Annotated in this window: 39 protein-coding genes and 1 riboswitch; of the genes, 23 read left to right on the forward strand and 16 right to left on the reverse strand. The window is 50.6% G+C overall.

The window, feature by feature from the left end; genetic code table 11:
• Nucleotides 1-50 precede the first annotated feature (50 nt).
• On the reverse strand, nt 51-1,031 hold the full coding sequence (locus EDM54_RS24910; protein WP_003390534.1) for an NAD(P)H-quinone oxidoreductase: 981 nt from the start codon (nt 1,029-1,031) through the stop codon (nt 51-53).
• Between the two features lie 275 nt (nt 1,032-1,306).
• Between EDM54_RS24910 and EDM54_RS26700 the strand changes: the two genes are divergently transcribed.
• Nucleotides 1,307-1,474, forward strand: coding sequence for a hypothetical protein (locus EDM54_RS26700; RefSeq protein WP_170208388.1), 168 nt, complete (start codon nt 1,307-1,309; stop codon nt 1,472-1,474).
• 151 nt (nt 1,475-1,625) lie between these two features.
• Here EDM54_RS26700 and EDM54_RS26705 read toward each other — a convergent pair whose 3' ends face one another.
• From EDM54_RS26705 to EDM54_RS24940, 6 genes are all read right to left on the reverse strand, one after another.
• Complete coding sequence (locus EDM54_RS26705) at nt 1,626-1,802, reverse strand: hypothetical protein (protein WP_170208387.1); 177 nt, start codon at nt 1,800-1,802, stop codon at nt 1,626-1,628.
• 396 nt (nt 1,803-2,198) lie between these two features.
• Entirely contained in the window at nt 2,199-2,537 is a 339-nt protein-coding gene (locus EDM54_RS24915; RefSeq protein ID WP_003390533.1) for a hypothetical protein, read from the reverse strand.
• A 183-nt stretch (nt 2,538-2,720) separates the two neighbouring features.
• Nucleotides 2,721-3,281, reverse strand: coding sequence for a GNAT family N-acetyltransferase (locus tag EDM54_RS24920; protein WP_003390532.1), 561 nt, complete (start codon nt 3,279-3,281; stop codon nt 2,721-2,723).
• Between the two features lie 51 nt (nt 3,282-3,332).
• Nucleotides 3,333-3,881 carry an MOSC domain-containing protein gene (locus tag EDM54_RS24925; protein ID WP_122959023.1) on the reverse strand — a complete coding sequence of 183 codons (549 nt, stop codon included), beginning with the start codon at nt 3,879-3,881 and terminating at the stop codon, nt 3,333-3,335.
• Between the two features lie 194 nt (nt 3,882-4,075).
• Nucleotides 4,076-4,429, reverse strand: coding sequence for a DUF2512 family protein (locus EDM54_RS24930; protein WP_003390530.1), 354 nt, complete (start codon nt 4,427-4,429; stop codon nt 4,076-4,078).
• A gap of 478 nt (nt 4,430-4,907) precedes the next feature.
• Entirely contained in the window at nt 4,908-5,288 is a 381-nt protein-coding gene (locus tag EDM54_RS24940) for a hypothetical protein (protein ID WP_024983645.1), read from the reverse strand.
• A 562-nt stretch (nt 5,289-5,850) separates the two neighbouring features.
• On the opposite strand from EDM54_RS24940, the gene EDM54_RS24950 reads away from it, so the two are divergent.
• Nucleotides 5,851-6,681: a prohibitin family protein gene (locus tag EDM54_RS24950; RefSeq protein WP_024983643.1), complete on the forward strand. Its 831-nt coding sequence runs from the start codon at nt 5,851-5,853 to the stop codon at nt 6,679-6,681.
• A gap of 71 nt (nt 6,682-6,752) precedes the next feature.
• On the opposite strand, the gene EDM54_RS24955 is transcribed toward EDM54_RS24950, so the two are convergent.
• Together EDM54_RS24955 and EDM54_RS24960 are read right to left on the reverse strand one after the other, a co-directional pair.
• Entirely contained in the window at nt 6,753-6,971 is a 219-nt protein-coding gene (locus tag EDM54_RS24955; protein WP_003390524.1) for a hypothetical protein, read from the reverse strand.
• A gap of 140 nt (nt 6,972-7,111) precedes the next feature.
• Nucleotides 7,112-8,629: a glutamate ligase domain-containing protein gene (locus EDM54_RS24960; protein WP_122959025.1), complete on the reverse strand. Its 1,518-nt coding sequence runs from the start codon at nt 8,627-8,629 to the stop codon at nt 7,112-7,114.
• Nucleotides 8,630-8,834: 205 nt separating this feature from the next.
• Between EDM54_RS24960 and EDM54_RS24965 the strand changes: the two genes are divergently transcribed.
• On the forward strand, nt 8,835-9,107 hold the full coding sequence (locus EDM54_RS24965) for a hypothetical protein (protein ID WP_003390522.1): 273 nt from the start codon (nt 8,835-8,837) through the stop codon (nt 9,105-9,107).
• Between the two features lie 251 nt (nt 9,108-9,358).
• Here EDM54_RS24965 and EDM54_RS24970 read toward each other — a convergent pair whose 3' ends face one another.
• Nucleotides 9,359-9,706 (reverse strand): MmcQ/YjbR family DNA-binding protein, encoded by a 348-nt coding sequence (locus EDM54_RS24970; RefSeq protein ID WP_031933053.1) that lies wholly within the window; start codon nt 9,704-9,706, stop codon nt 9,359-9,361.
• A gap of 196 nt (nt 9,707-9,902) precedes the next feature.
• On the opposite strand from EDM54_RS24970, the gene EDM54_RS24975 reads away from it, so the two are divergent.
• The gene (locus EDM54_RS24975; RefSeq protein ID WP_122959026.1) at nt 9,903-10,097 is read left to right on the forward strand and encodes a hypothetical protein; all 195 of its coding nucleotides are present in this window, start codon (nt 9,903-9,905) and stop codon (nt 10,095-10,097) included.
• A gap of 133 nt (nt 10,098-10,230) precedes the next feature.
• Here EDM54_RS24975 and EDM54_RS24980 read toward each other — a convergent pair whose 3' ends face one another.
• From EDM54_RS24980 to EDM54_RS24990, 3 genes are all read right to left on the reverse strand, one after another.
• On the reverse strand, nt 10,231-11,064 hold the full coding sequence (locus EDM54_RS24980) for an alpha/beta fold hydrolase (protein ID WP_003390519.1): 834 nt from the start codon (nt 11,062-11,064) through the stop codon (nt 10,231-10,233).
• 77 nt (nt 11,065-11,141) lie between these two features.
• Nucleotides 11,142-11,390, reverse strand: coding sequence for a hypothetical protein (locus EDM54_RS24985; RefSeq protein WP_035979385.1), 249 nt, complete (start codon nt 11,388-11,390; stop codon nt 11,142-11,144).
• Nucleotides 11,391-11,712: 322 nt separating this feature from the next.
• Nucleotides 11,713-11,928 carry a hypothetical protein gene (locus EDM54_RS24990; protein ID WP_122959027.1) on the reverse strand — a complete coding sequence of 72 codons (216 nt, stop codon included), beginning with the start codon at nt 11,926-11,928 and terminating at the stop codon, nt 11,713-11,715.
• A 119-nt stretch (nt 11,929-12,047) separates the two neighbouring features.
• Between EDM54_RS24990 and EDM54_RS24995 the strand changes: the two genes are divergently transcribed.
• Entirely contained in the window at nt 12,048-12,443 is a 396-nt protein-coding gene (locus tag EDM54_RS24995; RefSeq protein ID WP_122959028.1) for an MmcQ/YjbR family DNA-binding protein, read from the forward strand.
• Between the two features lie 13 nt (nt 12,444-12,456).
• On the opposite strand, the gene EDM54_RS25000 is transcribed toward EDM54_RS24995, so the two are convergent.
• Complete coding sequence (locus tag EDM54_RS25000) at nt 12,457-13,206, reverse strand: YwaF family protein (protein WP_371862614.1); 750 nt, start codon at nt 13,204-13,206, stop codon at nt 12,457-12,459.
• Nucleotides 13,207-13,440: 234 nt separating this feature from the next.
• Here EDM54_RS25000 and EDM54_RS25005 point away from each other — a divergent pair, with 234 nt between their 5' ends.
• The 8 genes from EDM54_RS25005 to EDM54_RS25040 all read left to right on the forward strand — a co-directional run bounded on the left by EDM54_RS25005 (nt 13,441) and on the right by EDM54_RS25040 (nt 17,437).
• Nucleotides 13,441-13,683: a hypothetical protein gene (locus EDM54_RS25005; RefSeq protein WP_003390513.1), complete on the forward strand. Its 243-nt coding sequence runs from the start codon at nt 13,441-13,443 to the stop codon at nt 13,681-13,683.
• Between the two features lie 96 nt (nt 13,684-13,779).
• Nucleotides 13,780-14,130 (forward strand): DUF952 domain-containing protein, encoded by a 351-nt coding sequence (locus tag EDM54_RS25010; protein WP_039070319.1) that lies wholly within the window; start codon nt 13,780-13,782, stop codon nt 14,128-14,130.
• A gap of 188 nt (nt 14,131-14,318) precedes the next feature.
• Nucleotides 14,319-14,540 (forward strand): small acid-soluble spore protein Tlp, encoded by a 222-nt coding sequence (gene tlp / locus EDM54_RS25015; RefSeq protein ID WP_122959029.1) that lies wholly within the window; start codon nt 14,319-14,321, stop codon nt 14,538-14,540.
• Between the two features lie 113 nt (nt 14,541-14,653).
• Nucleotides 14,654-15,766: a tRNA 2-thiouridine(34) synthase MnmA gene (gene mnmA, locus EDM54_RS25020; RefSeq protein ID WP_003390510.1), complete on the forward strand. Its 1,113-nt coding sequence runs from the start codon at nt 14,654-14,656 to the stop codon at nt 15,764-15,766.
• 22 nt (nt 15,767-15,788) lie between these two features.
• The gene (locus EDM54_RS25025) at nt 15,789-16,115 is read left to right on the forward strand and encodes a hypothetical protein (protein WP_003390509.1); all 327 of its coding nucleotides are present in this window, start codon (nt 15,789-15,791) and stop codon (nt 16,113-16,115) included.
• A 27-nt stretch (nt 16,116-16,142) separates the two neighbouring features.
• A complete protein-coding gene (locus tag EDM54_RS25030; protein ID WP_003390508.1) occupies nt 16,143-16,655 on the forward strand; it encodes an ACT domain-containing protein in 513 nt (170 codons plus the stop codon).
• Between the two features lie 168 nt (nt 16,656-16,823).
• Nucleotides 16,824-17,078, forward strand: coding sequence for a hypothetical protein (locus EDM54_RS25035; RefSeq protein ID WP_122959030.1), 255 nt, complete (start codon nt 16,824-16,826; stop codon nt 17,076-17,078).
• On the forward strand, nt 17,075-17,437 hold the full coding sequence (locus tag EDM54_RS25040; protein ID WP_003390505.1) for a DUF2085 domain-containing protein: 363 nt from the start codon (nt 17,075-17,077) through the stop codon (nt 17,435-17,437). The genes EDM54_RS25035 and EDM54_RS25040 overlap by 4 nt, the downstream gene beginning before the upstream one ends.
• 14 nt (nt 17,438-17,451) lie before the next feature.
• Here EDM54_RS25040 and EDM54_RS25045 read toward each other — a convergent pair whose 3' ends face one another.
• A complete protein-coding gene (locus EDM54_RS25045; protein ID WP_255320346.1) occupies nt 17,452-17,901 on the reverse strand; it encodes a PucR family transcriptional regulator in 450 nt (149 codons plus the stop codon).
• A 145-nt stretch (nt 17,902-18,046) separates the two neighbouring features.
• Here EDM54_RS25045 and EDM54_RS25050 point away from each other — a divergent pair, with 145 nt between their 5' ends.
• From EDM54_RS25050 to EDM54_RS25060, 3 genes are all read left to right on the forward strand, one after another.
• The gene (locus EDM54_RS25050; protein WP_122959032.1) at nt 18,047-18,361 is read left to right on the forward strand and encodes a thioredoxin family protein; all 315 of its coding nucleotides are present in this window, start codon (nt 18,047-18,049) and stop codon (nt 18,359-18,361) included.
• Nucleotides 18,362-18,427: 66 nt separating this feature from the next.
• A complete protein-coding gene (locus EDM54_RS25055) occupies nt 18,428-19,711 on the forward strand; it encodes a glycoside hydrolase family 18 protein (RefSeq protein ID WP_031933061.1) in 1,284 nt (427 codons plus the stop codon).
• Between the two features lie 93 nt (nt 19,712-19,804).
• Nucleotides 19,805-20,035, forward strand: coding sequence for a hypothetical protein (locus EDM54_RS25060; protein WP_003390501.1), 231 nt, complete (start codon nt 19,805-19,807; stop codon nt 20,033-20,035).
• Between the two features lie 24 nt (nt 20,036-20,059).
• Here the strand turns inward: EDM54_RS25060 and EDM54_RS25065 are convergent, their stop codons facing one another.
• Complete coding sequence (locus tag EDM54_RS25065) at nt 20,060-20,446, reverse strand: DUF2203 domain-containing protein (RefSeq protein WP_122959033.1); 387 nt, start codon at nt 20,444-20,446, stop codon at nt 20,060-20,062.
• A gap of 52 nt (nt 20,447-20,498) precedes the next feature.
• Between EDM54_RS25065 and EDM54_RS25070 the strand changes: the two genes are divergently transcribed.
• From EDM54_RS25070 to EDM54_RS25100, 7 genes are all read left to right on the forward strand, one after another.
• Entirely contained in the window at nt 20,499-21,740 is a 1,242-nt protein-coding gene (locus tag EDM54_RS25070; RefSeq protein ID WP_307723561.1) for an alanyl-tRNA editing protein, read from the forward strand.
• Nucleotides 21,741-21,819: 79 nt separating this feature from the next.
• Nucleotides 21,820-22,206 carry a kinase-associated lipoprotein KapB gene (gene kapB, locus EDM54_RS25075; protein ID WP_003390497.1) on the forward strand — a complete coding sequence of 129 codons (387 nt, stop codon included), beginning with the start codon at nt 21,820-21,822 and terminating at the stop codon, nt 22,204-22,206.
• A 35-nt stretch (nt 22,207-22,241) separates the two neighbouring features.
• Nucleotides 22,242-22,352, forward strand: a riboswitch (TPP riboswitch).
• A gap of 225 nt (nt 22,353-22,577) precedes the next feature.
• Entirely contained in the window at nt 22,578-22,781 is a 204-nt protein-coding gene (thiS, locus tag EDM54_RS25080; protein ID WP_003390495.1) for a sulfur carrier protein ThiS, read from the forward strand.
• 5 nt (nt 22,782-22,786) lie between these two features.
• On the forward strand, nt 22,787-23,557 hold the full coding sequence (locus tag EDM54_RS25085) for a thiazole synthase (RefSeq protein WP_024983633.1): 771 nt from the start codon (nt 22,787-22,789) through the stop codon (nt 23,555-23,557).
• Nucleotides 23,558-24,826, forward strand: a complete 1,269-nt coding sequence (locus EDM54_RS25090) for an acetylornithine deacetylase (RefSeq protein ID WP_003390493.1) — start codon at nt 23,558-23,560, stop codon at nt 24,824-24,826.
• 6 nt (nt 24,827-24,832) lie between these two features.
• On the forward strand, nt 24,833-25,513 hold the full coding sequence (tenA, locus tag EDM54_RS25095; protein WP_003390492.1) for a thiaminase II: 681 nt from the start codon (nt 24,833-24,835) through the stop codon (nt 25,511-25,513).
• Nucleotides 25,498-26,274 (forward strand): ABC transporter ATP-binding protein, encoded by a 777-nt coding sequence (locus tag EDM54_RS25100; RefSeq protein WP_003390491.1) that lies wholly within the window; start codon nt 25,498-25,500, stop codon nt 26,272-26,274. The genes tenA and EDM54_RS25100 overlap by 16 nt, the downstream gene beginning before the upstream one ends.
• The last annotated feature ends 3 nt before the right edge of the window (nt 26,275-26,277 follow it).

Below are 26,277 nucleotides of genomic sequence, written 5' to 3' on the forward strand. Positions count from 1 at the left end.
TTCAGTTCTCTACTCTACAGCATTTGCAATACGGTTATGCATTTCAAAAACTACTCCATGAATTGAAGGATGATCTTCCCGATATTGCGGTTCTCTTCCATATACACATGAGCTTTATCTACCATTTCAATCGGAAATACGGTGTCGATGACAGGATGTACTTCTTTTCTTTCCAGATATGCCCCAACATTTTCCATGAATTCTTTCGTTAAAAGAGCTTTGTATTCGTCGCTTCTTGGCGTCAGCAATGTCCCTGTCAATTGGACGCATTTCGCCATCAAGGAAAACAAATGTACGCTTTCCACTTCACTTCCGCCTAAAATGCCGATGAGGACCCAGCGCCCTTCCTTTTTTATACTCGCCAGGTTTTTCTCCCAATACGCAGCGCCAATAAAGTCCAGAATCAAATCGGCACCGCGCCCGTTTGTAGACTTCAGAACCTCTTCTTCAAATGCCTGCTCTTTGTAATTGATCGTGACGTCGGCTCCCAACTCCCGGCAGAAATCCAGTTTTCTCTGGGAACCGGCAGTCACGATTACTTTTGCGTTACACAGTTTTTTTGCCAACTGAATGGCGGCTGTCCCAACTCCGCTGGCACCAGCATGGATTAAGACGGTTTCATTTTTTTGCAGCTTGCCGATCCAAAATAACGTTTGATAGGCAGTGAGGAACACTTCGGGAATGGATGCCGCTTCTTCAAACGATAAAGACTCGGGGATTTTCATTGCCCGATCGGCTGGCATGATGGCAAACTCGGCATAGCCGCCGCCATTGACCAATCCCATCACTCTGTCACCTGCGGAAAGGGAGCTGTATCCGTTCGTTTCTACAACTGTACCGGCTATTTCAACACCTAAAACAGGGTTTGCGGCATACCCTGCCTTTCCTTCGCGTGTAATGATATCGGTTCGATTTACTGCCGCTGCATGTACGCGTACAAGCAATTCTCCTTGCTTTGGTTCGGGGATTGGCAAATTGGCAATCTCAAGTTGATCGGGACCGCCTGGCTTTTTGACGATAACTGCTTTCATCATGAACCACTTCCTATAACGTATATGGTGATGAAGGTACATACCTTGTGGATGCAAAAACAAAAATGGAAAGCGAAGGCAACCATCTCTTTCATATGGAACAACTTTCCTGGTTCTTACCATAACATATTTGCCTGGAAATGAAAGCTATGGTCTTCTTACTGTTTCCCAAAAGTCTTGCTCAGACTCGTCACGGCGTATAAACCAGTGACAGGCATGCAGATGGGGTCAGCTTTTTGCAATTGGAGACAATAAGGCGAGGGGAGGTGAAGGAAATGTCTCTAGGCAATGAAGACAAAAGTCAGCAGCAGGAGATGGGACATGACGGTAGCAATATGCATGGCTATTCCCTGACAAAAAAGGAGCATAGTCTGGCTGCAAACGCAGGCAAAGGAACTGTAGAGCCCGAAAAACAGGGTGAAAAGGTAAATGAATTAGCCTAGCGTGCTGCTAAGTTAACACATGAATAGCGAAAAACAAAAACAGGCCCTCCGGCGGTGAGTTTATGGCTGTGACCAAGGAGGGTCCTTTGCTTTGAACGGCATAAAAAACACCTTCACAGCATTAGGTGAAGGCGCGAATCATGTTGCAGAGTTAGAGATCTACTTTTGTTATTCCCCTAGCTGCTGGCGTTGCTTCATCTTCGTCTGGTGTCGGGAACATCTGGTATTGATGACGTCTGACGATTTCACTTTCATCCAGGGTAGAGGTTACGGTGTTTGTTTCAGTTTGGTTTGCTTCCTGTTTGCCTTTTTCAACGCGGTCTGCCATCCAAGTCACCCCCTCAAAAAGCTAGTCTCTTCAGGAAGTTTGGACGTTATACAGGGACACTTGAGTGTCATGGAAAGGGGGCCCATTTCTATCCCGCATACATATCAGAGAGATGCATACAAAAAACGCGCCCGAGAGAGCGCGCAGACATTAGAAATGGTGATGATTGTTGTGCATCTGACTTAGTGTCTGGTGAGCGATTGAATCGTCCATCGAGTGCTTTTGAGCGTATTCATCCCGCTTTTTCATACTAATTGATCCGCTTAGACACCATGCTAAACCAACCAAAACAAGTAATCCGCCGAAAACATACAGCACTGGCATCACCCCTTAATCAGGTTACTTTTAGTTTAGCAAATATTACCACATAAGTCATTACCCAATCAAATTCGACGATCAAGGTGCAAATCCATAAAACAGCAAGATAAAAATGAAATTCAAAACAAAACCGGCTCCAATCGCAAGCGGAATATATAAGAGGCTCAGAAGTACGCCGAGAAACAGGGGAAGCTCTTTACTTTTCGCAAAGCGGATCAGTCCAACAAATCCAGCTACCAACAGCGGGACGATATACAAAAAGGCGAACAGGCTGACCCATTCGATTAATGTGTGAAAAGCTTCTTGCGGAACAGGACCCTGTTTCATATGATAGGCCTCGATGATATACAACCTTCCGAACCAAAAGACAGCCGAAAGAACGATATAGTAATAAACGAATAGTCTTGATTGACGCATATCTGTTCACTCCGATTCGGGATGCTTTCTATAAACATTAAACCGAAGAGAACATGAATGAAAAAAGTACCAACTTTTTTTGGTACCTTTGCTTGACGTCCACTTGATGTCATTACTGCTCTTTTTATATACAAAAAAACAACAGGCTGTCATAAGCCTGCTGCCAGGAACTGAACTTTTTCATCATTTTACTTTGGCAAACACACAGGTATCCCTCAATTCCTTTCCGTCTACAGAAAGCAAGTCGTTGCGTAAAATCCCTTCCAGTACAAATCCTAATCTTTCCGGAATGGCACGACTTTTCACGTTCTGGGGATCACACCGAATTTCCACACGCCGTGCTTTTAATTCCTCAAAGGCAAAGGCGGTAATTCCTTGGACAGCTTCTGTCATGTATCCGTTTCCGCTAAAGCGGGTGTCGATCCAGTAGCCGATCTCAAACTTGGGGATGGCCCAATTGATGCGATGGAGTCCAGATGAGGCGATAAAATCGCCGGACTCTTTATGAAATACCAGAAGTCGCAAGTCCTCCCGTTTCAAAAAATCCAAATGAGATTTACGGATGCTGATTTCTACATCCTGTTCTGTCTGTTCATGATGGGCGAAAGGCATCACAGGCTTTAGCTCTTCGAGAGAAGCGGTGATCGCTTGGAAAACAGCTTTGCCGTCTCCTGGTTTTGGCATTCGGATTAACAGCCGATCCGTGCAAAATTCACTCGGGAAATCAAGCAGCAGTGGATTCATTTTCATTTCTCTCCCATTCTATTTCTCATTGTAGTGTAGGTGCCTGACTTTTCAGACGCGATCAAGCGGTCGGTACGGTTCCGGCGGGAGCTCTACGCAGATTGGATCGCCAGGCTTAACTTCTCCGTCCGCCAGCACGATTCCCATGATTCCCGCCTTGCGGATCAGGTTGCCATGCTCGTCGTGATCCAAAAGTGCTGCCATCAGACCTGGCAGGAAGCGGTCCAACTGAGCACAAGGATTGCGTAATCCGGTAATCTCTACAAGCGCCGTTTCGCCCAGCCGGAGCCTGGTACCTACTGGAAGCCCAAGCAGGTTAATGCCGCGTGTTGTGATATTCTCTCCCAACTGCCCGGCAGAGACAGTAAACCCGGCCCCCTTTAATTCATCAAAAAGCTCGGAGTGGATCAAGTGAACCTGGCGCAGATTTGGCTGGGAGGGGTCCTGTGCGACTCGAGACCGATGTTTGACGGTCTTTCCCAGATGGGCATCTCCCGCCACCCCGAGACCGGCAAGAAGCTGGATCCGGTTCTGATTAGTCTTGCTAAACGTGTGGGTGGAGCTGCTGCTGACCGCTACTACCTCCGTTGTCTGTTTCATTCTATACGACACCTCCTGTTGTCATTGTAACCGGAAGAAGCTGGGAGAGCGAGTCATTTGCCGCACATCATACACAGAACTTTATGGAGGGGAACAAAAAAGCCAAAAGATCAGGGGTTCGTTTGTTCACCCGGATCTTTTGGCCAAATGGCTGTTGATTCACTGCCGAAATAATACTGTGTCTGAAGCGAAGCTTACGTACCTTGTCTTTCCTGCTCGTCGACTCTTCCCAGAAAGCGGTGGTAAAAAAACTCGGCAACACCAAGCACTACTACCGTAAAAAGCATTTCACCAAAACTGAAGTTCCAATTCATGAAGGCGGAAACAGCCCATAAGTAGACAGCTGCCAGGATTGCATCGGAAACAGTTGCGATCAGGTTATTCGAAGCGCGCAAGATAAGCTGGTCGCCGATCAGGTAGGCGATGATCGATAAACCTACCGATGTGACAATGCTGGCCCATATGGTTGCTTCCGTAAACCAGTAAATAAAAGGGACCAAGATGATACCATTTATTACCAGCTTGACTATAAAGCGATACAATGCCATCCACTCCATTCAAAATATCATTGGGAATATTATTTCTTTCTGGCGGCAGTGTTATTCGTCCATCAAGGAAGAATTATCAATGAAAAACCCCCATGCTTTGAGGGGACGAAAAGGGGAGGGCAGATGCAGGGCTGCGGTCAAGCTTTTGGCATAGGCATCCACGTCATCAATCGGCGGTTCAGGGCCACTGCATCCGGGGCCGCACCAGTTTCCGTAAAAACAAGGAAACTTTCTTGATTTCCTGTCCCTGTACATTCCCATACGGATTCACCACGTTTGCGTGTTTTTTATCATCATATGGGGGAAACGGCTGGTTGATTGGATGCATCGCGAGGAAGAAGCGGAGCGGACTACTCGTCTTGAACTGCAAGTTCGTCATATGGCCAAAGAGCGGCCATTCATACGCAATGCTTCAAAGGCAGAATCTCTAGACACAGACGGAGAAAGCAGGGGGCGGCGGCGAGTAATGTGCGATGATTCATGTGCGCTCTATATATTCTGCCTGATAGGAATTGGCCCCTGCGTGAACGGAAAGCAATGTGTCGGCGTAGCCAACCAGACGATTGACCAATTCTTCGGATATTTGGTAGACCAGAGGATGGAGCTCCGGCTGATGGAGTGACGGATCATCGTAAATGATGGTTGTGTTTATAAAGACATCCCTGTTACCGTACAGATCGTAGTGGATGATCACTTTGCCTGCGGCACCTTCCGTCAACGGGTCTTTAAAGCCAGGCAGAAATACATACCACTCTTCCGCTGTTGCAGAGCGAAAGTTTTTCGTAAAAGTGAGACCGTTGATTTCCTCTTCAATTCGTTGTTTGATTTCCGGGGGGATGAGCGGTGTTATTTTTTCCATACCTGTAGGATGATCAACGAGGTACACGGTATATTCACCAAGTCGTGTGATCCTGACAGTACCTGTCATGGCGATCAGGCAGCCGAATTGTCGAACCACAGGACTCAGAGCTGTTATTGCGTGAAAGCGCTACTTATTCCTCCAGCTTATTTGAGGGTGTTTTGGTACAAAAAGTAAAAAGCAGTCTTGGCGATTTCGTTTGAAAACCCATGTCAGAGTCGAAAGTCACAATGATGTTCCGCTTGATAGAAGAAATGCTCTATGCAAATTTTTTTCACTGTAGTTATATCTTCCTGATTTCTTTTGCAAACGCAACCTTGGACAAGCATATGGCTGTCAAAAAGGGTACCTCTTTTATTCACGTCTATCTCTCTTTTGCCGTCAGGTTTCTCAGCGAGAACTGGCGGCTATTTGTTTGCCCGTGATCAGGAAAACCGCCGAGCTATTGTATCGAGAGCCGCAAACCAAACATTCGACGAATAGTGAGTAGGGTGAAATTTTTGAAACTTATGAAATCTGTTGTCGTATTACATAGATAAAGCCAGTCATAAAGGAGATGCGAATGGAAAATCAGAAAGTGACACAGCTCAATCCCAAATTGGGCGCCCCTAAGACGATTGTGACCATCATTGTCGCTCTCATCATCGGTTTCCTCATTTTTCAATCGGTAACGATAATCCAGGCGGGGCATCGTGGCGTTGTATTGCAGTTGGGAGCCGTTCAACCGCAAGTTTTTGACGAGGGTCTTCATTTCCGTATTCCCTTTATTCAAACGGTCATTCCGATGGAGGTACGGGTCCAAAAATCAGAGACCAGTCAAACTTCGGCCTCCCGGGATTTGCAGACCGTGGCAACAACCATCGCTGTCAACCATCATCTGGATGGCAATAATGTCAACAGGCTTTATCAGGAGGTGGGGATGGATTACGCTGCCAGGATAGTCGATCCTGCAATCGCCGAAGCGTTGAAAGCGGTAACAGCACAATATACGGCAGAAGAATTGATCTCCAAGCGCTCTGAAGTAAGTGCAAAAGTAAAAGAAGTGCTGAAGGAGAAGCTTGCTTCTTATTACATCGTCCTGGACGAAATCAACATCCGCGAGTTTAAATTCAGTGAAGAATTTGACCGTGCGATTGAAGCAAAGCAAGTCGCCGAGCAGCAAGCGCTCAAGTCAAAGCTTGATTTGGAACGGATCAAAATCGAGAAGGAGCAGGAAATTACGAAGGCTCAGGCACAGGCCGAAGCGCTCCGCCTGCAAAAACAGGAAGTTACACCTGAGTTGATTCAATTGAGGCAAATCGAAGCCCAACTGGAAGCGATTCGCCGCTGGGACGGGAAATTGCCAAATGTTACAGGGGGAGCCACTCCTTTTATTAACGTTGACAACAAGTAGTGTCAAAACCAGTGCCCTTTGGCGTAAGAATTGCTGAAGGGCTTTTCTGTCGTTTCGCAATAGGGGGTGGATTACTGCGGATAAGCCGTTCCATCCCCGCGAAAAAGCTTTCGCACCATCTCATAGAGCCTTCCAGACATATGGGGAAAAACGATTGCGTACTGATCTGCACCATTTCGCAAAAGAGCAACCGGTACCTCGACGAAATACGGGATTTTCATCAGATCGAGAATTTTTTTGTATTCTTCCAGTTGATTGTGATCCACCGTGTAATAAAAGGCTTTGTCCATAGCTATCACGCTCCTCTTCTTCATATTACCAAAGATGCGTTTTTGATAAAAACATCAGTTTCTTGCATCTATGTAACCAAAAAGCCCTTCTTGCACCAAGAAGAGCAATTTTAGCCGCAGGAGAGTAGGCCGTGCCCCTGTTATAAAGCATCATCTGGATCAACGGATTGGGCCGTCAGAGGAAAATCATCCGGGACAGAATCGATGTCTTCCGCGAGAGAATCTTCCGACTGAGCATCAACGCCTTCCGCGAGAGAATCTTCCGACTGAGCATCAATGCCTTCCGGGATAGAAGCAAAATCTTCTGACCGAGCATCAAATCCTTCCGGAAGAGAGCCAAAATACGATTCAGTGCTCGCCGTGAGGTCATTTGTGACGAGAAGCCCATCAGTTGACAAGTCGTTCGTTGCAACCGGTTGATTCTTCTTATGGACCGCTCGTTTACGCCTGTCGTAGGTTATCGAATGGTTATTGTCATCGTCCTCGACGTGGTCACCGTCTCCGGCATCATCCTCAACCTCATCCGTCTTTTCAGGTTCAGTATCCTGCTCCTCATCCGGTTCAAATTGTGAATGGTCGTCACCTTCTTCAACCTGTGAGTCCATTTCGAACGCTGATTCAACCTCCGATCCTGCTGTTTCCTGTTCGGAGTCTTCTTCCAGTAGAGAATCCTCCCTTACACGATCTTTTTCCTTTAGAAGATCATTGTCGCTTCGCATGGCGATCTTTCTTTTCTTTGGCCGCACTTCAACCGACACGTTTGCTTTGCTTTTGGCCAATCTGCGCAAATAGGCACAAGTCCTGCTTATTTTTGCTTTGTTTGAACCTATTACGAGAATGGTCGTGCCGGGCAAGAGCCTCTTTTTTAAAGCGCGGTGCAGCTTTATCCTGCTTGTAAAGTGGCGTGCGCGTTTTTGGGGAAAACCGGAGCGAGTGGCTGCCCGGGAGATGCACCTGGCGTACGGACCGAGCGTGTAGAGGTAATCCACTTTCTTCATTGCCACATATCGGCCGATCCGTGCATATTCTTTTCGTGTGTATTTTCCCTGCATAGTGCCGAATACCGCGATGTTGGTTCCTTTTTCATTCTGGACCAGAATGTCGAGAGCGGCTTTTACAGCCGAAGGGCGTGCGATGGAGGTACCCTCTATGACGCGAATATCGTTTTGGCCGTGAGATACTCCCGGCCGCCGCTGGGACAAACCGGCCTGGATCTCATGTGGAGCATATCCGGATGTGTGACTGGCTGCGATCGCCTTGAGCGCGTCCACAATGTTTTGGAACCCTTGACGAATATCTCTTTTTGCTAACCTATCCAAAACAACAATAGCTCTGCGGTATTGCGGCTGTTTCTGGCGTGTACGGATACGGGCATTGCTTGTCAGCACGTGTTTGCCTGATGCATAGACTCTCCGGCGTTTCTTGAGAATGGGTGCGGGCATTTCTTTGATGGGCGCTTCACCCGTTTTGCCAGTTACAGCGATGATGACGTTTCCGTTTCTGCTCGACTTTTTGACAGCTCCAGACCGGATGGAACGAACCCGAAGCGATTTGACCACTTTTTTCTGCGATGTCCTGCCCTTATCTTTCTGCGGCGAATTGATCTTTGTCGCTGTTCTTTTTGGGAAGCCATTTTTTTTCGATCGTTCTTGTCTCAATCTGTTTAGTTTCCCTCCCTACAAACAATGTGGGCAGCGCTGACATATACTATGTCTGGATGAGACAGCCCGTATAGACGAAAAGCTTTCAAATATTTGCCGAGGATAGACGGGTCAAGTTCTTTTTTTCGTAAAAAAAGAGCCAATCCCGGTTGGGTGGCTCCAAATGAAAATGTAGTAGCTAACGTAAAAACGATTCACGAGTATGAAAGCGATCTTGCACGACTATTTGGCCGGATTGTTGAAGAGGCTCAGTATCTTCTATCTCTGTCTCGACGACGGCGGCAGCATTCAGGTGGACACCAACGACAGTGATCGGGGCAATATCTGCGTCTGGATGGGGGACGATATTGATCCCGTTGAGTTGGCCATTGTGGACTTTGTGCTGACCAATACGGGCTCTGTGAGGACCATTGCGGACTTTGTGGTGACCATTGAGAACTTTGACCTGACCCTCGCCAAGGATAAGAATACATGAACTTCATCCTCTCCGTTTTTTCTTGGATTACCATACCTGTATATTCTCGTTCACGTAATTGTGGATAGACAGGTGACCTGAAGGCAGGGGAAACAGGCTGAAATCCATCGGCTTATCGCCTGCGGGCGGGGGAAAGAGAGGGAAATGTTTCATTGTCAAGTGAATCATTGCGGTTATTTCTGGTTTATGTAACAGAGCAGATATGATGAAAAGAAAAGGCCGTACATCATGACTGCAATGCTTGTCCGTTCTTACGAGTGGATCAGCTGCTGCTTCGCTTTCGGAAGACCTTTGAAAACCAAATGATAGGAAAGGTCAATTTGGCTCAACAGTTCTTGCTCCGGGACGGTGCCATCCACTTCGACTGTATTCCAGTGACGTTTATTGAGATGGTATCCCGGTTTGATTGCGTGATACTGGAAACGCAAAGTCTCGGCAAGATCCGGTTCGCACTTCAAGCTTATCTGCAGACCGCTTTCTCCAGTTGCAAGCAAGGCAAACATTTTCCCCCCGACCTTCATGACGTGTATATCCTCACCAAACGGAAAATCCTCTGCTGCTCCTTTTTTGTCGAGACAGTATTGTCTCAGCTCCAGCATATTCATAGGGATCCCTCAGCTTTCGAGAAAATGGGTAAACGAGGTGATACTCTGTTCATGATAGTTGGAACATGCCGGCATTGGCAACAGAACCCCGGATATTTTGACCAGAGGCGGCACATAGTAACAGAGTGCGATCGTTTGCAATCGGGCGAAGCCCAGCGCTTCGGAACCTACATAGAAGAGGAGAATGGGAATGCCGAAGGATGAACGTAATGACCAACAGCCGCAAATCAATCTGTTGATCACCAGGCAAAACATGGATACTCCATATATTACCGAGCAGGAAGTTGATTCCGATGTAAATGAAGACCCGAAGAGGGAGTACATGTTGGATGAATCAGCGGAGGCGTTTATCCGGCAGCATGTGGAGTCATCTGAGGATGAGTAAAGTGGCGGGAGGGGGAAGTGCGTCTATGCACACGAACGTGCCCCTCCCCGATTTACCATCAGTCTTCTCGCAATGCATGCAGTATTTCACTTCGATCACTCCATTATCAGAATGATGGGGGAAATACAAGAAATCAACCAAGCGAGTTTTTTTGAACGAAATGCTCTACACGATCAAGCCAGTCGCCGCAAAGCGTTTGAACCAATTGCCGCTTTTCAATCTCCAGCATATGACCAACGCTGTCAAGAATCGAAAAAGTGGCATGCGGAAAATGTTCGAGCATTGACCAATGATCGCTGTAGCCGCAAATGGCATCCTGCCGTCCGAGAAGAAACAAGGTAGGAGCGGTGAAGAGACTCGTGCTGTCTATGGGATCAAGTGAGAAAAAATAGCCTTTGGTACGCCATTCGGATGTGAGAAAGTCTCGGTCTGCCAGCAGACGGCCCGGCTGCACCTCTTCCAGGAATCGAGTGAGATTCTCCCTGGTTTGGACAACCATCAGCGTTTCGAATGCTGTTCGTATATCCGGATGGAGATCATGGAGCATCTCCTCATCTTGTCGTAGAATTGTCTTGTCAGGCAGGGTGCGTTTCTGTAAGTGAAGAGCGGGTGCGAGGAGGAAAAAACCGTCCAGAAGCTCTTTTCTTTTTGCATAAATGCCTTGGGCGATATAACCGCCGTAGGACTTGCCTGCCAGGGTAAAACGCTTCTCGGGTATGAAGTCGTCCAAAAAGCCCAGAATGACATGGAGAATATCCTCTGAGGTCGTTACCCATTCTTTTACATGGCTGTGTCCGTGCGCCGGCAGATCGATATAGATGCGCTGCCAGCCTGGCCGATTGGCAAAAAGGGGCTCCATCCATGCCTGCATGGCCCGGTGGTCTGTTCCGAGAGCATGCAAGACGACAAGCGGTTTTCCTTCCCCGTAGCTAGCGTAAGAGATGGTATCCTTCCAGTTGGAGGCCACAGTTCATCACCTGATCCCATGTTTCGTTTGATTACCGGATTCCGGTATAAAAGCGGAGTTGGATAGCTGCTGTCGATTCAAAGAAGCAGGTTTTCGTATTTGAAATCATGTTTTTCCGTGCGCCGTTTTCGGTAGCGGACGAACGATTCTTCAAACAATTGAGTACCTACAAGAACAGGAAGTATATCCCCCCGCTGATCGCCAACAGGACGAGGAAAAACAACAAGCGTTCTCTTTTCTTCGATGCACATGGCGTAAAGAAAAATTCCGCAAATGTCCAAACCAATAGCAAGGCCCCCAGAAAGAGCTTCCCAATCACTTCTCATACCTCCGTTCTAAAAGCCCGTTGACAGCAATCTTTTGGACCTCTACGATTCATAGAAAAGACTGCTCCAAACTTCGCAAAATCGCAGTTTGCCTATTTCGGAAATCTGTGGAATCGTCGGACGGATAGTGCTTGTTTTGTATGCAGTACATCAAGGCTTCCTGAAAAACTGAGTGTCATACACAAGAAGGGAATTGAAAGGTGATTGAAGATTCTCCCCAAAACGTGTAGGCTAAGCTCATCTTGTTAAATGGTCAAGGCTGGGAGCAGAGGCGAGTCAAGATGATCGAAGCGCTTTTGATCGTTTTCCTTTCATGGGAGTCTCACGTAATCAGAAAGGCGATGAGGAGAAGCAGGCTGCCTGTCAAGAGAATGCCAAAGACAATATAGCCAAACCATTTAAGCGGCTTCGGCATGCTTTCCATGTCGATAGGTTTCGAAGGTGTTCCGACAATGTTTCGGTAGTGGTCGACAACGCTGTTGAAGGACTCATTTTCCCGTTGAGGAGGATCATCGGCTGGTCGTTTTTCATTCTTCAAATGAAAACACCTCCTTGTGGTTCATTTTACCACAAAACAGGATCGGACATGGTAGCCCCTCGTTGGCGGTTGTCGAATGAACCAAAAAAAGCGTACTCGTGAAAGGAGAAGAAGATGGCATGGACAAGCATAAACAGGTGGAAACGCCAGCGGGACTTGCGCTTTTGGAGCGTCTACGAACGATTTGCACGCAATTTCCCGAGTTGCAGGAAAAAGTAGACTTCTTTGGACATACAACCTTCCGTGTGGGAGACAAGCCTTTTGTCATGCTCGGTGAGCGCGGGCTAGAGGCTTCTTTTTCGCTCAAGACAACTCCCCATACACAGGAGCTGCTGCTGCATAAGGGCGGCTACACCAAGACACCGTATATCGGGCAGCACGGATGGGTATCGGTAAGCGGATCTACCACTCCAGACTGGGAGGAAATCGAAGGCTTGATCCAAGAAGGCTACCTGCGGACCGCGCCGAAGCGTCTGGCGAAGCTTTACCGAGAACAGCAGGGACAACGCAGATGACACAAAAAAGGGACTACACAGAAGCCCCTGGCTGCGACGGCTTCCGGTCCCTTTTGCTCTGAGCATAAAACGGCAGGTAAAGCAGAAAAAAGAGCAAGGCAGCCACGCCTTCAAGCGAAAGGATATACCAGGGATAGGGACCGAGGTAATCCAGGAGGCTCGGATTGGCAGGCTTTTGCGAGACGAACATGTAATTGCCTCCGGTCACGCTGTTAGCAAGCAGTACGATGGGCAAAAGCAGATTTAAAACGCCGAGAGCTTTCCAATACGAGCGGATGGTGGGACGATACTCAGCCACCCATGTCATATACAGGCAAGCGAGAATAATGGCTGCGTGAGCCAGAAAAAAGTGAAAAAAACGAAAATGCGGAAACGGGTAGAACAGCTCGGGCGTCAGCATCGCCTGAAGGGCTCCCCCGAGACCGAGGAAATAGGTGAACTCATAAATTCGGTAGCTTTTGAACATCAGCATCGCGATGGAAAACAGCAAGGAAATGCTGCAGAGCTGCAAAGGCAGCGTATACGCGGCAGACCAGCTCCCTGTATAGACGTGCCACACCTGAAAGGCCGCTTCGGTGAAGAGCAGCAGTCCTGCCAGAGAATACCGTACCCGTTTCTCTGCAACAGATGTCCGCAATCGATCGCGAAGCAAATAGAGCGCAAGTACGGAAAGCACGAATAGAGCAAGTGCAACAAGGTGGGAGACCGAAAACAGCATAAAGGGCTCGCCTTGAATCGTATAGGACAAGAGATCGGACATGATGGATTTTCCCCCAAGCGAATCTGTTAGATAGGCTGCTTGCATGCTTTCGAGCAAATCAGCGAATAGAAGTATTATAGAAAGTTTTTCCTCTGTTTCCAATAGTAGATCATACGAAATGCTCAAATGGGAAGTGTGAAAAGTAGTAAAACAAACACTGCCTTGGCAAGCGGAAAAAAGATTGGCAGAATAGATACGAGAAAAAAGAAACGCCACATGTACACACCGGGAGGCTCAATGAAAACCGCTCTGTATCATATCGCGTATCAAATCGGAATGCATCCGGCCGAGATGGCCAAGCTGGTACGGGAAGGAGAAATAACGGGAGAAGTTCCCGGGAACAACCCGCAAGCCAGGGATGCATGGGTTGATCTGCATTCATTGCGAAATTATATTCAATGGCGACATGATCAAAACAGGCTCGATGAGATGGCCTATCTAAAGGCAATTCGTCACATTGACAAGGCGCTTCGGGGCTGATGGCCGACGGGGGGCTTTCTGGCGCTTGCGTATGCAGAAGGTTCCCATAGAGAATCGTCGGGACACGCTGCCTATCGTGCAAACAGAAAGGGGAATATGCAAGTGGATATCATCTATTGTCTGGTACCTAAATCCTATTGGGAAACATGGGAGGGAAAGGAGACATACCTCCCGCGTGATTATGAGCAGGAAGGCTTTATCCATGCGACCAAGAGTGAGGAGCTCCTGGGCAAAGTCGCCAATCGCGTATACAAGGATTTTACGGATAAGCTGTACGTATTGGTCATACAGGAGCAAAAGATTGCCTCGCCGGTCAAGTATGAACAAGCGAAGGACGGTCTGTTGTATCCGCATATATACGGCCCTCTGAACAAGGACGCGATCCTGGAAATTCGCGAAATGAAAAGGACAGACGGGAACTGGGGAGTAGCGGGGGTGGTTGGATAAGTGTTTCGGCAGATGCTGCGGTGAAGCCGTTGATGACTGTTTCGGAATCCGGCATGGACGCTGGACCGAGGCCCGCTGAATAGTCAGGAGACTGCATGGAAAGGGACACATGTATCTGTACATAAAGTGTCCCGTCCGGGCGCAAAATGGTAAGGACATGGAATCATACCTGCAAAGGAGTGTGCCGCATGGCCAAACCAGACAACCGCTCGGATAATGTTGAAAAGCTGCAAGAAATGATTCAAAACAGCATGGAGAACATGCGCGAGACATGCGATTATCTCAACGCGCACGGCGATGAGATTTCCGCGGAGGAAAAAGCGAACCTGCAGCAAAAAAACGAACGCAGGGAAGAGAGCATTGAAGGCTTCCGCTCCGAAATAAAAGACGAGGCTTCGCAAATGGAATAAAAAACTTGCGCCTGCCGGACACTTCGGCAGGCGTTTTCGCGCAAGAATACATGAATTGTTTTGTGAAACATGATAATCTGTAGAGGAACAAATTCACAGTGAGGAGAACGACCATGAAAAGACCAGAAGATACACGTGTCGTCGTCGGCATGTCTGGAGGGGTCGATTCTTCCGTGACAGCATACCTGTTAAAGCAACAGGGGTATGATGTGATCGGCATCTTCATGAAAAACTGGGACGATACCGATGAATTCGGCCACTGCACAGCGGAAGAAGACTTTCAGGACGTGCGACGCGTTTGCGACCAGATCGGAATTCCGTACTATACGGTCAATTTCGAAAAAGAGTATATGGAAAAAGTCTTCCAGTATTTTCTCGATGAATACCGCCGCGGGCGGACACCCAATCCGGATGTCATGTGCAACAGGGAAATCAAATTCGGCGAGCTGTTGACCAAGGTTATGGACTTGGGGGCAGATTACATTGCGACCGGGCATTACGCCCAGGTCAAATTCCAGGACGGCGAATACAAGCTGATCCGCGGAAAGGACACCAATAAGGATCAGACGTATTTTCTCAATGCGCTCAATCAGAAGCAGCTTTCCAAAACGATGTTTCCGATCGGCCATATGAGCAAGCCCGAGGTTCGGGAAATCGCCGTGAAGGCTGGCCTTGCGACAGCAAAGAAAAAAGACAGCACCGGTATCTGCTTTATCGGCGAGCGCAACTTCCGGGAATTTCTGCAAAACTACCTGCCGGCAAAGCCAGGCAATATCGAATCGGTTGACGGCGATGTTGTCGGGCGCCATGACGGGTTGATGTACTATACCCTCGGACAACGGCAAGGTCTTGGGATTGGCGGCGGCCATGGCAAGACAGGAGAACCGTGGTTTGTGGTGGATAAAGATTTGGAGCGGAATGTGCTGATCGTTGCAGAAGGGGCAGACCATCCGAGAATGTTCTCGACCAGTCTTGTTTCTACGGATGTGAACTGGATCAGCGATCGGAAGCCGATCTCGACATTCACCTGTACGGCAAAATTCCGTTACAGACAGCCTGATCAGCAGGTTACGGTGCACATCCGCGATGATCATACAGTAGAAGTTGTGTTTGACAAGCCGCAAAAAGCGGTTACTCCCGGACAAGCTGTGGTCTTTTACAACGGAGAAGAATGTTTGGGTGGAGGGACAATCGACAAGGTCACTCCGCTGGACACAGGGAAATAATTGAGGGATTGGGGAATCGGACGTGGAAGCGACAAAGAAATCAAAAGTCATGATCTTGATTTTTTTGGGAGGAGCAGTTTTGCTGGCCTTGCTCGCCTATTTCGGCATGTACTCCCTGGGCAAGGAGCATGTCGCTGTCATCAATGATGTCATCGAGGCAAAAGGCGGAAAGGTGCAGCACATTACGGTCGTTCCCAAGGATGAAAGTCCTTTTACGGAGAGCGGCAAGGGGAATACCATTTACAAAATTGATTTTGAAATAGAGGGGAAGACCCAAACGGCATGGTACCGCTCCGACAATCAATCCTCTATAATAAAAGAGAAAGAAGAGTGGATTTTTCCTGAGTAATGATGAGAGTAGGACGTGATAAGGACCATGTCGAACAGAGAAGACTTGCTTGAATTAGCCCGCCTGATACGCAGACTGGAAGCAGAGACGGAGAATGCGTCTATCTCCATTTTGTCCCACGAAAACAGGGACGAGATCGCGGGGGCCCTCACAGAAGGATTGGGAGGCTCGGCTGCTGTCCAGACAAGCTCTGGGGAATACGCAAATCACCTGGCGATTATCCGAATGGGCGCCAATAAGTATACGATTGCCCAAGATTGGCGAGAGGTGTACATCAGCGAGATCAATTATTGTCCCTGCCGGATACCTCCCGGCTCCCACGGCCTGCTGGTGTACCATATCGACTACCCGGGAGTCATCTACGACGTTTCGCGGATTTTGGCCGATAATCAAATCAACATCTCGAAGCTGAACGTCTCACGGGAACAAAAGGGGAAAAATGCTCTGCTCGTTTCCATTACCGATGAAGAGATCTCCTCGGAAGTAGCAGCGGCGATCGAAACACTGCCGCAGATCACAAAAGTGTTTTCGCTGAAATAAGTGAATGTTGGCCCTGTCGTGGTATGGCAGGGCCTTTGTTTTTCTTAAAATAGCGCCGCGGAAGTTACGACTGCCAACGACCGCCAATGACCGATAAAAGAACCGTCTGGAGATGTGGGTGGTTTCCCCTCCTTTGTGATAAAATGGGTGCAGCAAGGAGGGGTCGGGTTGTTTTTTATAGGAATAATGGCCGCCTTAATCTGCCTGATTACGGGTGTCGGGCTGCTCGTAAATCATGTTGTCGCGTGGGGAGTCGTTTTCATCGTTGCCGGGATTGGACTGATCGTTTTTCTGCTGGTGGCCTATCCGGCCAAACGCAAAAAGTGTTCGTCCTGGGATTGCGGCTTTGTCGACTGCGGGGCGGGCTCCATACCGGATTGTGACTGTTTGCCGGACTGCGGCTGCGGAGCGGGGACGCCATGAAGGAAGGGTTGTTCGCCAGGATCAGATCCCTGTCCTTTATTCCATGCCATCGGATGCCTTCCCGGTCGCTGGTTGTCAGAGGGAAGCGGCTTCCGCTATGTGCCCGCTGCAGCGCCATATTGACTGGGTATTCAGCATTGCCGCTGTTATTGCTCCTTCCTTTGACAATTCCTTGGTTCGCAGGCGTCCTGCTGCAGGTGCCAATGCTGATCGACGGCTGTACACAGTATTGGAAGTGGCGGGAGAGCAACAATGTTCTGCGAGTGGTCACCGGATTACTCAGTGGAATGGGCCAGTCCGTATTTGTGGCAGGAGTCTCGCGCATCTTGCTGGAGTGGCTGCTGCTGAGGCTGTCCTAACTGGTGGGAAGCTTCTACTCCGACCGCAGATGACAGGCAAGCTGAATCTTTAGTTTATCTTCGGGCTGCTTGAGATCAATGGCAAGCAGCTCTTCAATTTTTCTCAGCCGCTGATACAGCGTATTGATATGGATATGGAGCTGCTTGGCCGTGAGATGGGCGGACTGATGGCAATGGACATAGACGAGCAAGGTTTTCTCAAGATCACTATATTTTTCCTTTTTCTCCCACAATGGTTGAAAGACACTGCGGACAGAAGCTTCCTGGTCCTCCGGCGACTGGTGAATCAGCAGCTGGTTTACGCCCAAATCCCCATAGCGAACGACTCCATGGCGGTTCCGGTTCTGCAAATACCGGACCGCTTTTTTGGCTTCCCCGAAGCTAAGCGGCGGATAGATGAGGCTGAGCTGGCGAATCGTCGTCATCTCCCTCGTGGTGTACACAGGAACATTTCTGTTCGCCACGCTTTTTGCCGAAATCATTTTCCGGATTCAAGGGAAGTTTTGAGCCGTTCGGTCCCCTGGATTCCATTCTCCGCACTTGACATCGCTCTCGCCCAAATTCTAGGATGGTACTACCACCGAATGAAGAAGAAACGGGGAAGAGCATATGCAAGAGCTGGCAGTAAACGACATCGCGGATTTGGAAGACCCCGGCAAGGGCAATCCGGCAGTGGTTTTCATCTACACCCCTTTTTGCGGAACGTGCAAGCTGGGGGAGAAAATGCTTGAAATTGTCGGGCAGACGATTCCCGGATTGCTGATCTATCGCTTTAACATAAATACCGGGCCCCAGTTTGCGCAAAAGTGGGAGATTGCCAGTGTCCCGGGGCTCCTCATTTTTCGCCACGGACGTATTGTTGAGAAGCATTTCGCCTTTCAATCTGTCGATTTTTTATATCGGACCCTGAAAAGGTTCTTCTAGACATACACCTATTTCCTTCACGTTGAATACATGAAAGAGAGAGACAAAACGTGAAGGAGGAGAAGCATGCAGATCCATGTAGTAGAGCGGGGACAAACCTTGAATGCGATCGCGGAGAGGTATGATTCGACTGCGCAAGCCATTGCCAGTGCCAATCAAATACCCGAGCCGGATCGGCTGGTCGTCGGACAGGCGCTGGTCATCCCCATTGTGGGCAGTTACTACTGGGTACGGCCGGGGGATACACTGTATACGATCGGGCAGCGTTTTGGAATCAGTGCAGCCCAACTGGCGCGTATAAACCGGATTTCCCTGTACCGCCCGATACAAGTGGGGCTCCGCTTGTACATCCCTCCGCGGCCTCGGCGAGCGGCCGATTTTAACGCCTATGCAGAGCCGAGAAGAACGGTGACTCCGGCCCTGGAGGCGGATATACGGACAGCTGCCCCCCATTTGACGTATCTGGCGCCCTTCAGCTTCAGGATAAATCGGGACGGCACTTTGACACCGCCCCCTCTGGGTGATTTGCGTCAGATCGCCCAGGAAAATGAGGTCGTCCTCATGATGGTGATTACCAACCTGGAGAGAGGTCAGTTCAGCTCCGAGCTGGGAAGCCTGGTGTTAAACGATATGAACGTCCAAAATCGCCTGTTGGACAACATTATCACAACTGCCACTGACCTCGGGTTTGGCGATATCCATTTTGACATGGAGGCGTTGCCCGCAACCGACAGAGAGGCATATGCGCGTTTTCTCCGCCGTGCCCGTGAGCGGGCAAGAAGAAACGGCCTGATGATGTCAGTCGCGGTAGCGCCCAAGACAAGCGCCGAACAGCAAGGCAAATGGTATGCGGCTCACGACTACCGGGCGATCGGGGAAATTGCTGACTTCGTGGTGATCATGACGTATGAATGGGGATACAGCGGCGGTCCTCCGATGGCTGTATCGCCGATCGGCCCAGTCCGGCGAGTGCTCGAATACGCGATCACAGAGATGCCTGCCAGCAAAATTATGATGGGGCAAAATCTTTACGGGTACGACTGGACATTGCCTTATGAGCCCGGAACGACTGCTCGTGCCCTGAGTCCGCAAGCTGCTGTCGCGCTCGCCCAGCGGGAGCAGGTGCCGATCCAATACGACAGCAGAGCGCAGGCGCCGTTTTTTGAGTACACAGATGACCAAGGAAGGCGTCATCGCGTCTGGTTTGAAGATGCCCGTTCGATTCAGGCCAAGTTCAACCTGGTCAAGGAGCTCGGTCTGCGAGGCGTCAGCTATTGGAGACTGGGACTGCCTTTCCCGCAAAACTGGCTGCTGATCGAGGAGAACTTCCGCGTCAGAAAGCGTCGATAACCATAGGAAAGCGTACAGTCCGGTAAGCCTGTACGCTTTTTTTCTGCTCGCCAAACATGGTATGATGAAGCAAAAAGAACGAGGAGGGAGATCATGGGAGAGTGCAGACTGGATCATAGTACAGAAGACGTCCGCAACAAGCTGGCCGAGCAAACGCCTTTTTTGCCGCCGGCACTGGCCGCGCAGCTGAACGGGCTTTTGACGGAGACGCTTTCTCAGGAAACCTTGAACGAGCTGTTTCACCTTTTAAAGAAATACGATTTGGCGACGCCCGAAGAGCGTATTCAACGTGAGGAAAAAATGGCAAAGCTGGTAAGGGAATAGCAAAAAAAGGGAATCGCAAGCAGCCTATTCGATTGGTTTGCGACCGGCAAACCCTTCTGTGATGCCGTGATAATACGCAATGCTTGGCTCTCCCTGCTTCCAGCAGAGGAGAACTTCTTTTCCGTCGATGACAGCGGGGAAATCGAACAGCCCGATGTCGATGTCCTTTACCTCTATGCCTTTCTCCATGAGCTGGTTGATATGCATCTGCGCCTCCAGCTCCATAAACTCCAGGCGGCATTCCAGCGTAAAGACTTCTTGCTCATCGGGAGGCTGCCGCTTTTTGGCCTGCTGCAGTTCTTGGTAGGTTTGATAAAAGAGGCGCTTCGTTTCTTGCAAAAAGGAGAGCTCGTCGCGTACATATGGCAGCAGTTGATTCGCCTGTTCGACCGTAAACAATTTTTTAGCCAAGTGTAACACCTCCAGGACCCATTATACAGGGAACCAGTCAGGGAGGAAATGGATGGATCGGCTGTTTATTGCAGGTGATTGGAAAGGGGTACCTATGAACGACAGGTTGTACTATCAAGATGTTGATTTGCAGACGTTTGAGGCAGATGTGATCAAACGCGGCGTGGAAGCGGACGGAACAGCTTACGTAGTGTTGAACCAGACGGCGTTTTATCCGACAGGCGGAGGACAGCCTTGTGATACGGGAACCATCGAAGGGGTTGCCGTCACGGACGTAGAGGAAGTCGACGGGGAGATCAGGCATCGCCTCGAAGCGCCGCTTCCGGAAAAGACGCAGCGGGTAACGGGCAGGATCGATTGGGATCGGCGTTTTGACCATATGCAGCAGCATACGGGACAGCATATCCTGTCCGCGACGTTCATCAAACTCGCAGATGCCCAGACAGTAGCCTTCCACCTCGGACGCGATCACGTGACGATTGATGTTGCGCTGAGCGAGCTTACGCCAGAGCTGATTGAAAAAGCGGAGCGTCAGGCAAACCAGGTGGTACTGGAAAATCGTCCGATCGACGCTCGTTTTGTTACGGCCGAAGAGCTGGAACAGCTGCCGCTCACCAAGCAGCCTACGGTATCCGAGAATATCCGGGTCGTCATCATCCCGGATTACGACTACAATCCATGCGGTGGGACACACCCGAAAACTACGGGAGAAGTCGGTCCGATCAAAATCATCGGTTGGGAACGCCACAGAGGCAATATACGCATTCAATTTCTGTGCGGCTGGCGGGCACTCGCGGACTACACGCGCAAGCAGCACTTGCTGCAGGACCTCACCCGGATGATGACGACGAGCGAAGCGGAAATCGCCGATCTGCTGCAGCGTCTGCTGGCTGAAAAAGAGGCCTTGAAGGATTCGCTTCAGCAAAAAGAAACAGAGCTATTGACATATGAAGCAGCCAGGTATTTGAAAGAAGCAGCCGAGCTGGGGAACGCCCGTGTCGTCCAGGCCTCTTTCACGGGCAGAAGCATGCAGGAATTGCAGCAGCTTGCCCGTACGCTCACCTCGCAGGATGAGCATGTCATCGCGCTTTTGGCGACAACAACGGACAAGCTGCAGCTCGTTTTTGCCCGGGGCGCACAGGTGGCGGCTCCGATGAACCAGCTGCTGAAGGAGACGCTGCCGTTGATCGATGGAAAGGGCGGCGGCAACCCGGCGATGGCCCAGGGCGGAGGGGCTCCGACGGTGGCTGCGGACGCCGTGCTGGATCATGCGCGCGGTTTGCTTGAGGTGTAAAACATGACCCGTGGCAGTCGCAGTCAGTCTGTCCAATCAGGCTGCGACCCCCTTTATGGAAACGAAGGAGGAGAGTCAGATGAATGCATGGAATCCGGGAGATCTGGTCCGGGTCGGGTACAAGACGGGAGAATATCTGACAGAGGTTGTAGAAAATCACGGCGATAAATTGCTGGTCAAAATTATGGCTGTTACGAAATACCCGACGCAGGGCGATTTGCACAATCCGCTTGAGGTGGACGTTCCCTTGTTTCACCAAAGACCGGCTCTCTCCTACCTGGAAAAAATCATGGTTCCGGCTGCGAGCGTGATCCGGTTCAACGGGACTTTGCCCGACTACAAGGAATCGCTCAAAGCCGCTTTGGAGAGGGAAATGGAAAAGCTGCGCAAAACGTCAAAATGGGCGGAGCGCTGCCTGGTCGAACTGGAGATTCTGTACAAGGAAAGCTTTACAAACCCGAAATAGAGTGATACTGTAATAATCGAATTGAATAACCACGCGCAATACCAAACGGGGGTCGAGCAAAATCGGCTGAGATTGTAACGAATGCGTTACTGACCGTTGAACCTGACCTGGGTCATGCCAGCGGAGGAAGAGGTATCAGCTCATCAGCGTGAACGCCGATGCTGTTTCCAAATGGTTTGGAACGACATTTAGGCATATGCAGATAAGCACAACCACAACCATCCGAGGCGGATGGTTTTTTTACTGTCTGCCCCTGATGCACCGTATTCAAACGGCTTCTTCCGTCTGTTCTCTCCATGACACAGGCGAAATGAAGCCGTTTTTTTTCTGGGACCGGCCAGAACATGCTGCGCCGAAGAAGGAGGGGGAACATGCTGGTACAGTTGAATGGCAAGAATGTAGAGCTCGCTGCCGAAATCACGACTGTCCGTGAACTGCTGCAGTCCTACCAGCTGCAGGAGAAGATCGTGATCGTGGAGCGTAACGGAGAGATTGTGGATCGCACCCGTTATGAAGAGACACCGGTCGCAGATGGGGACCGGATTGAAATTGTACATTTTGTCGGTGGAGGATGAATAAGATGGACACTTTGAAAATCGGACCGTATGAATTTCGTTCGCGGCTGCTTCTGGGGACGGGAAAATTCCCTGATCTGGACATACAAGACAAAGCGGTGGCAGCATCAGAGGCAGAAATTCTGACTTTTGCCATTCGCCGCCTAAATCTGGAAAACCCGCATGAACCGAATTTTCTGGAGAAATTGGATCTGAAAAAGTTTACGCTGCTTCCGAATACGGCGGGTGCCTATACGGCTGAGGAGGCTGTGCGAATTGCCCGCCTGGCGAAAGCATCCGGCTTGTGCGACATGATCAAGGTGGAAGTCATCGGCGATCCGAAAACGCTGCTGCCAGATCCGATCGGTACGCTGGAAGCCTCCCGCATTTTGGTAGAGGAAGGCTTTATCGTGCTTACTTATACCAATGACGACCCGATTTTGGCCAAACATCTGCAGGAGGCCGGCGTTCACGCTGTCATGCCGGGAGCTTCTCCGATCGGATCAGGCCAGGGCATCATCAACGAAAACAATCTGCGGTTCATCATCGAAGACGCCAAAGTACCGGTCATTGTTGACGCCGGCATCGGTTCTCCCGCTGACTGTGCGAAGGCGATGGAGCTGGGAGCGGACGGTGTCCTGCTCAATACAGCGGTCGCGCTGGCGGACAATCCGGTGTTGATGGCGGAGGCGATGAAGCTGGGCGTGGAAGCGGGAAGGAAAGGCTTCCTTGCCGGACGGATCGCGAAAAAACGGTATGCATCGGCGAGCAGTCCGACTGAAGGGATGATCGAGTAGGTGGAGCACGTACTAGCAGCGATTGAGGAGCGTAGAGAGGAGCTGTTTTCGCTTCTCTCCGAGCTGATCGCCCAGCCGACGGTAAGCCCTCCCGCCCGAAACAGCGACAAGGCGCAGACGCTGGTGGCAGAGAAGCTGCAAGCGCTCGGCTTCGAGGTCGACCGCTGGACCGTTTTTCCAGGCGATGACAACGTCGTGGGGGTAAAGAAGGGAACGGACTTTAGAAACTACAAAAGCTTGATCATCAACGGCCATATCGACGTAGCTGAGGTCGGAGACGACAGCGGCTGGACGTATCCGCCTTTTGCCTTGACCAAAGGCGGGGACGGCAGATGGTACGGGCGCGGCGTCGCCGATATGAAAGGGGCGCTCGCTGCCAGCCTGTTTGCGATCCAGATGCTGCATGAGCACGGCATAGAGCTGAAGGGCGATCTCGCCTTTCAGTCCGTGATCGGTGAAGAAGCTGGGGAAGCCGGCACGCTTGCTGCGATTGAGCGCGGCTACTCGGCCGATTATGCGCTTGTCGTAGACACAAGCGATCTGCAGATGCAAGGCCAGGGCGGAGTGATCACTGGCTGGATTACGATTGAAAGCCCGGTTACGCTCCATGACGGGATGCGCAGCAGGATCATTCACGCAGGCGGTAAAGTCCACGGGGCATCTGCGATTGAGAAAATGATGAAGGTGATTGCCTCGCTGCAGGATTTGGAACGGCACTGGGCCGTGATGAAATCATACCCCGGTTTTCCGCCAGGGATGAGCACGATCAATCCTGCGGTCATCGAAGGCGGACGCCATGCGGCTTTTCTCGCGGATCGCTGCGCCCTCTGGATTACCGTTCACTTTTATCCGGACGAGACGCATGAGGATATCATACGGGAAGTAGAGGACCATGTCCGCAGAGCCGCCGCCGCTGATCCGTGGCTGCGGGATCATCCGCCCGTTTTTCGCTGGGGAGGCCGCTCCATGATCGAGGAGCGGGGAGAGATCTTTCCGTCATTGGAGCTGGACAAGGAGCATCCGGCCCTGCTCAAGCTGCAGGCTGCATTTGAAAAGCAAACGGGACGCCCGGCGGTGGTAAACATGTCTCCTTCGGTCACGGATGCAGGATGGTTTGCCCACGCCGGCATACCAGCCGTCATCTTTGGCCCGGGTGAGCTGAGTCATGCTCATGCTGTGAATGAATCCGTTGATCCGAAGCAGTTGGTTGTCTTTGCACAAACAGTTGCCCGGTTCCTCGTGGACTGGTGCAACACGAAAAGGGAGTGAGTGGACTTGTCGACATTTACGCATCGTTTGCGGGAAAAGGTTGCTCCGATCTGGGAGCGGACCCATCGTCACCCGTTTGTCACAGGCTTGGGAGATGGAAGTCTGCCTGTGGAGTCCTTCCGTTTTTACATGAAGCAGGACTACGTCTATTTGATCGAATACGCCAAAATGTTTGCCATCGCCAGTACAAAAGCCCATGATCTGGCGACGAGCGCGCGGTTTGCTTCGCTGCAGGAAGCGACGCTCAATTTCGAAATGGCCTTGCATCGTCAGTATGCCGAACGCTTTGGCATCACGCGCGAGGAGCTGGAGCAGACCAAACCGTCGTTTGTGATGCTTGCCTACACGAGCTATATGCTGAAGGTAGCTCATCAGGGCTCGCTAGCCGAGCTGGTCAGCGCGGTACTGCCGTGCGCCTGGAGCTACTGGGAAATCGGCAAGCGGCTCGCCGAGGTAGAGGGAGCGCTTGAGCATGAATGGTACGGGGAGTGGGTGCGTACGTACAGCTCCGACGAGTTTGGACAGCTGGCGCAGTGGCTGATCGACCTGATGGATGAGCTCGCTGAAGGAAAATCAGAGAAAGAGCTGGCGATTCTGGAGGAGCATTTCCTGAACACGTCCCGCATGGAGTATTTGTTCTGGGAAATGGCTTACACGGAGGAAATGTGGCCGTGCGAGAAAAACTAGCCTTTTCGGGCGTCGGCTTTTCGTATGGGGAAAAACCGATACTGGACGGATTCGATCTGCAGCTAAGCAAGGGCGAGCTGGTCAGTCTGATCGGGCCGAGCGGGATTGGGAAAAGCACCTTGTTTCAATTGGCGGCGGGACTGCTGCAGCCAGACACAGGGACGATCCGTCTGGATGGAAAATCAACGGCAGAACGTCTCGGGCGTGTAGGCTACATGCCGCAGCGAGATTTGCTGATGCCGTGGCGGACTGTAGCTGAAAATGCCGGTTTGCCGCTCGAAATACAAGGTTTTTCCAAAAGTGAAATACGCGAGCGTATTGCGGAAGAGCTTCCCCGCTTTGGCCTGGCCGAATGGAAGGACGCCTATCCAGATGAGCTCTCTGGCGGGATGCGTCAGCGCGTTTCTTTCCTGAGAGCCCTGATGACCGGAGCGGACCTGCTGCTCCTGGACGAGCCGTTTAGCGCACTGGATGGGATTACGCGGATGGAAATGCAGGAATGGCTGCTCTCGATGTGGCAGCAGACCGGGAGCACGATGCTCCTTATTACCCATGATATCGATGAGGCGATTTTGCTGGCGGACCGGGTAGTCGTTCTCCTGGGCAGTCCGATCCGGCAGCCGGTAGAGCTGCAGGTTTCTGTTCCCCGTCCGCGAACGTTGGCCAGTCGCAATGATCCGGAATTTCACGCTCTGCGGGGAGAAATCTGGGAGCTGCTGCGAGGCCATGGTGCCGCGAATGGGGAGGTGAGCGAAGCGTGAAGG

This window comes from Brevibacillus borstelensis (assembly GCF_003710865.1).
Lineage (GTDB): Bacteria > Bacillota > Bacilli > Brevibacillales > Brevibacillaceae > Brevibacillus > Brevibacillus borstelensis.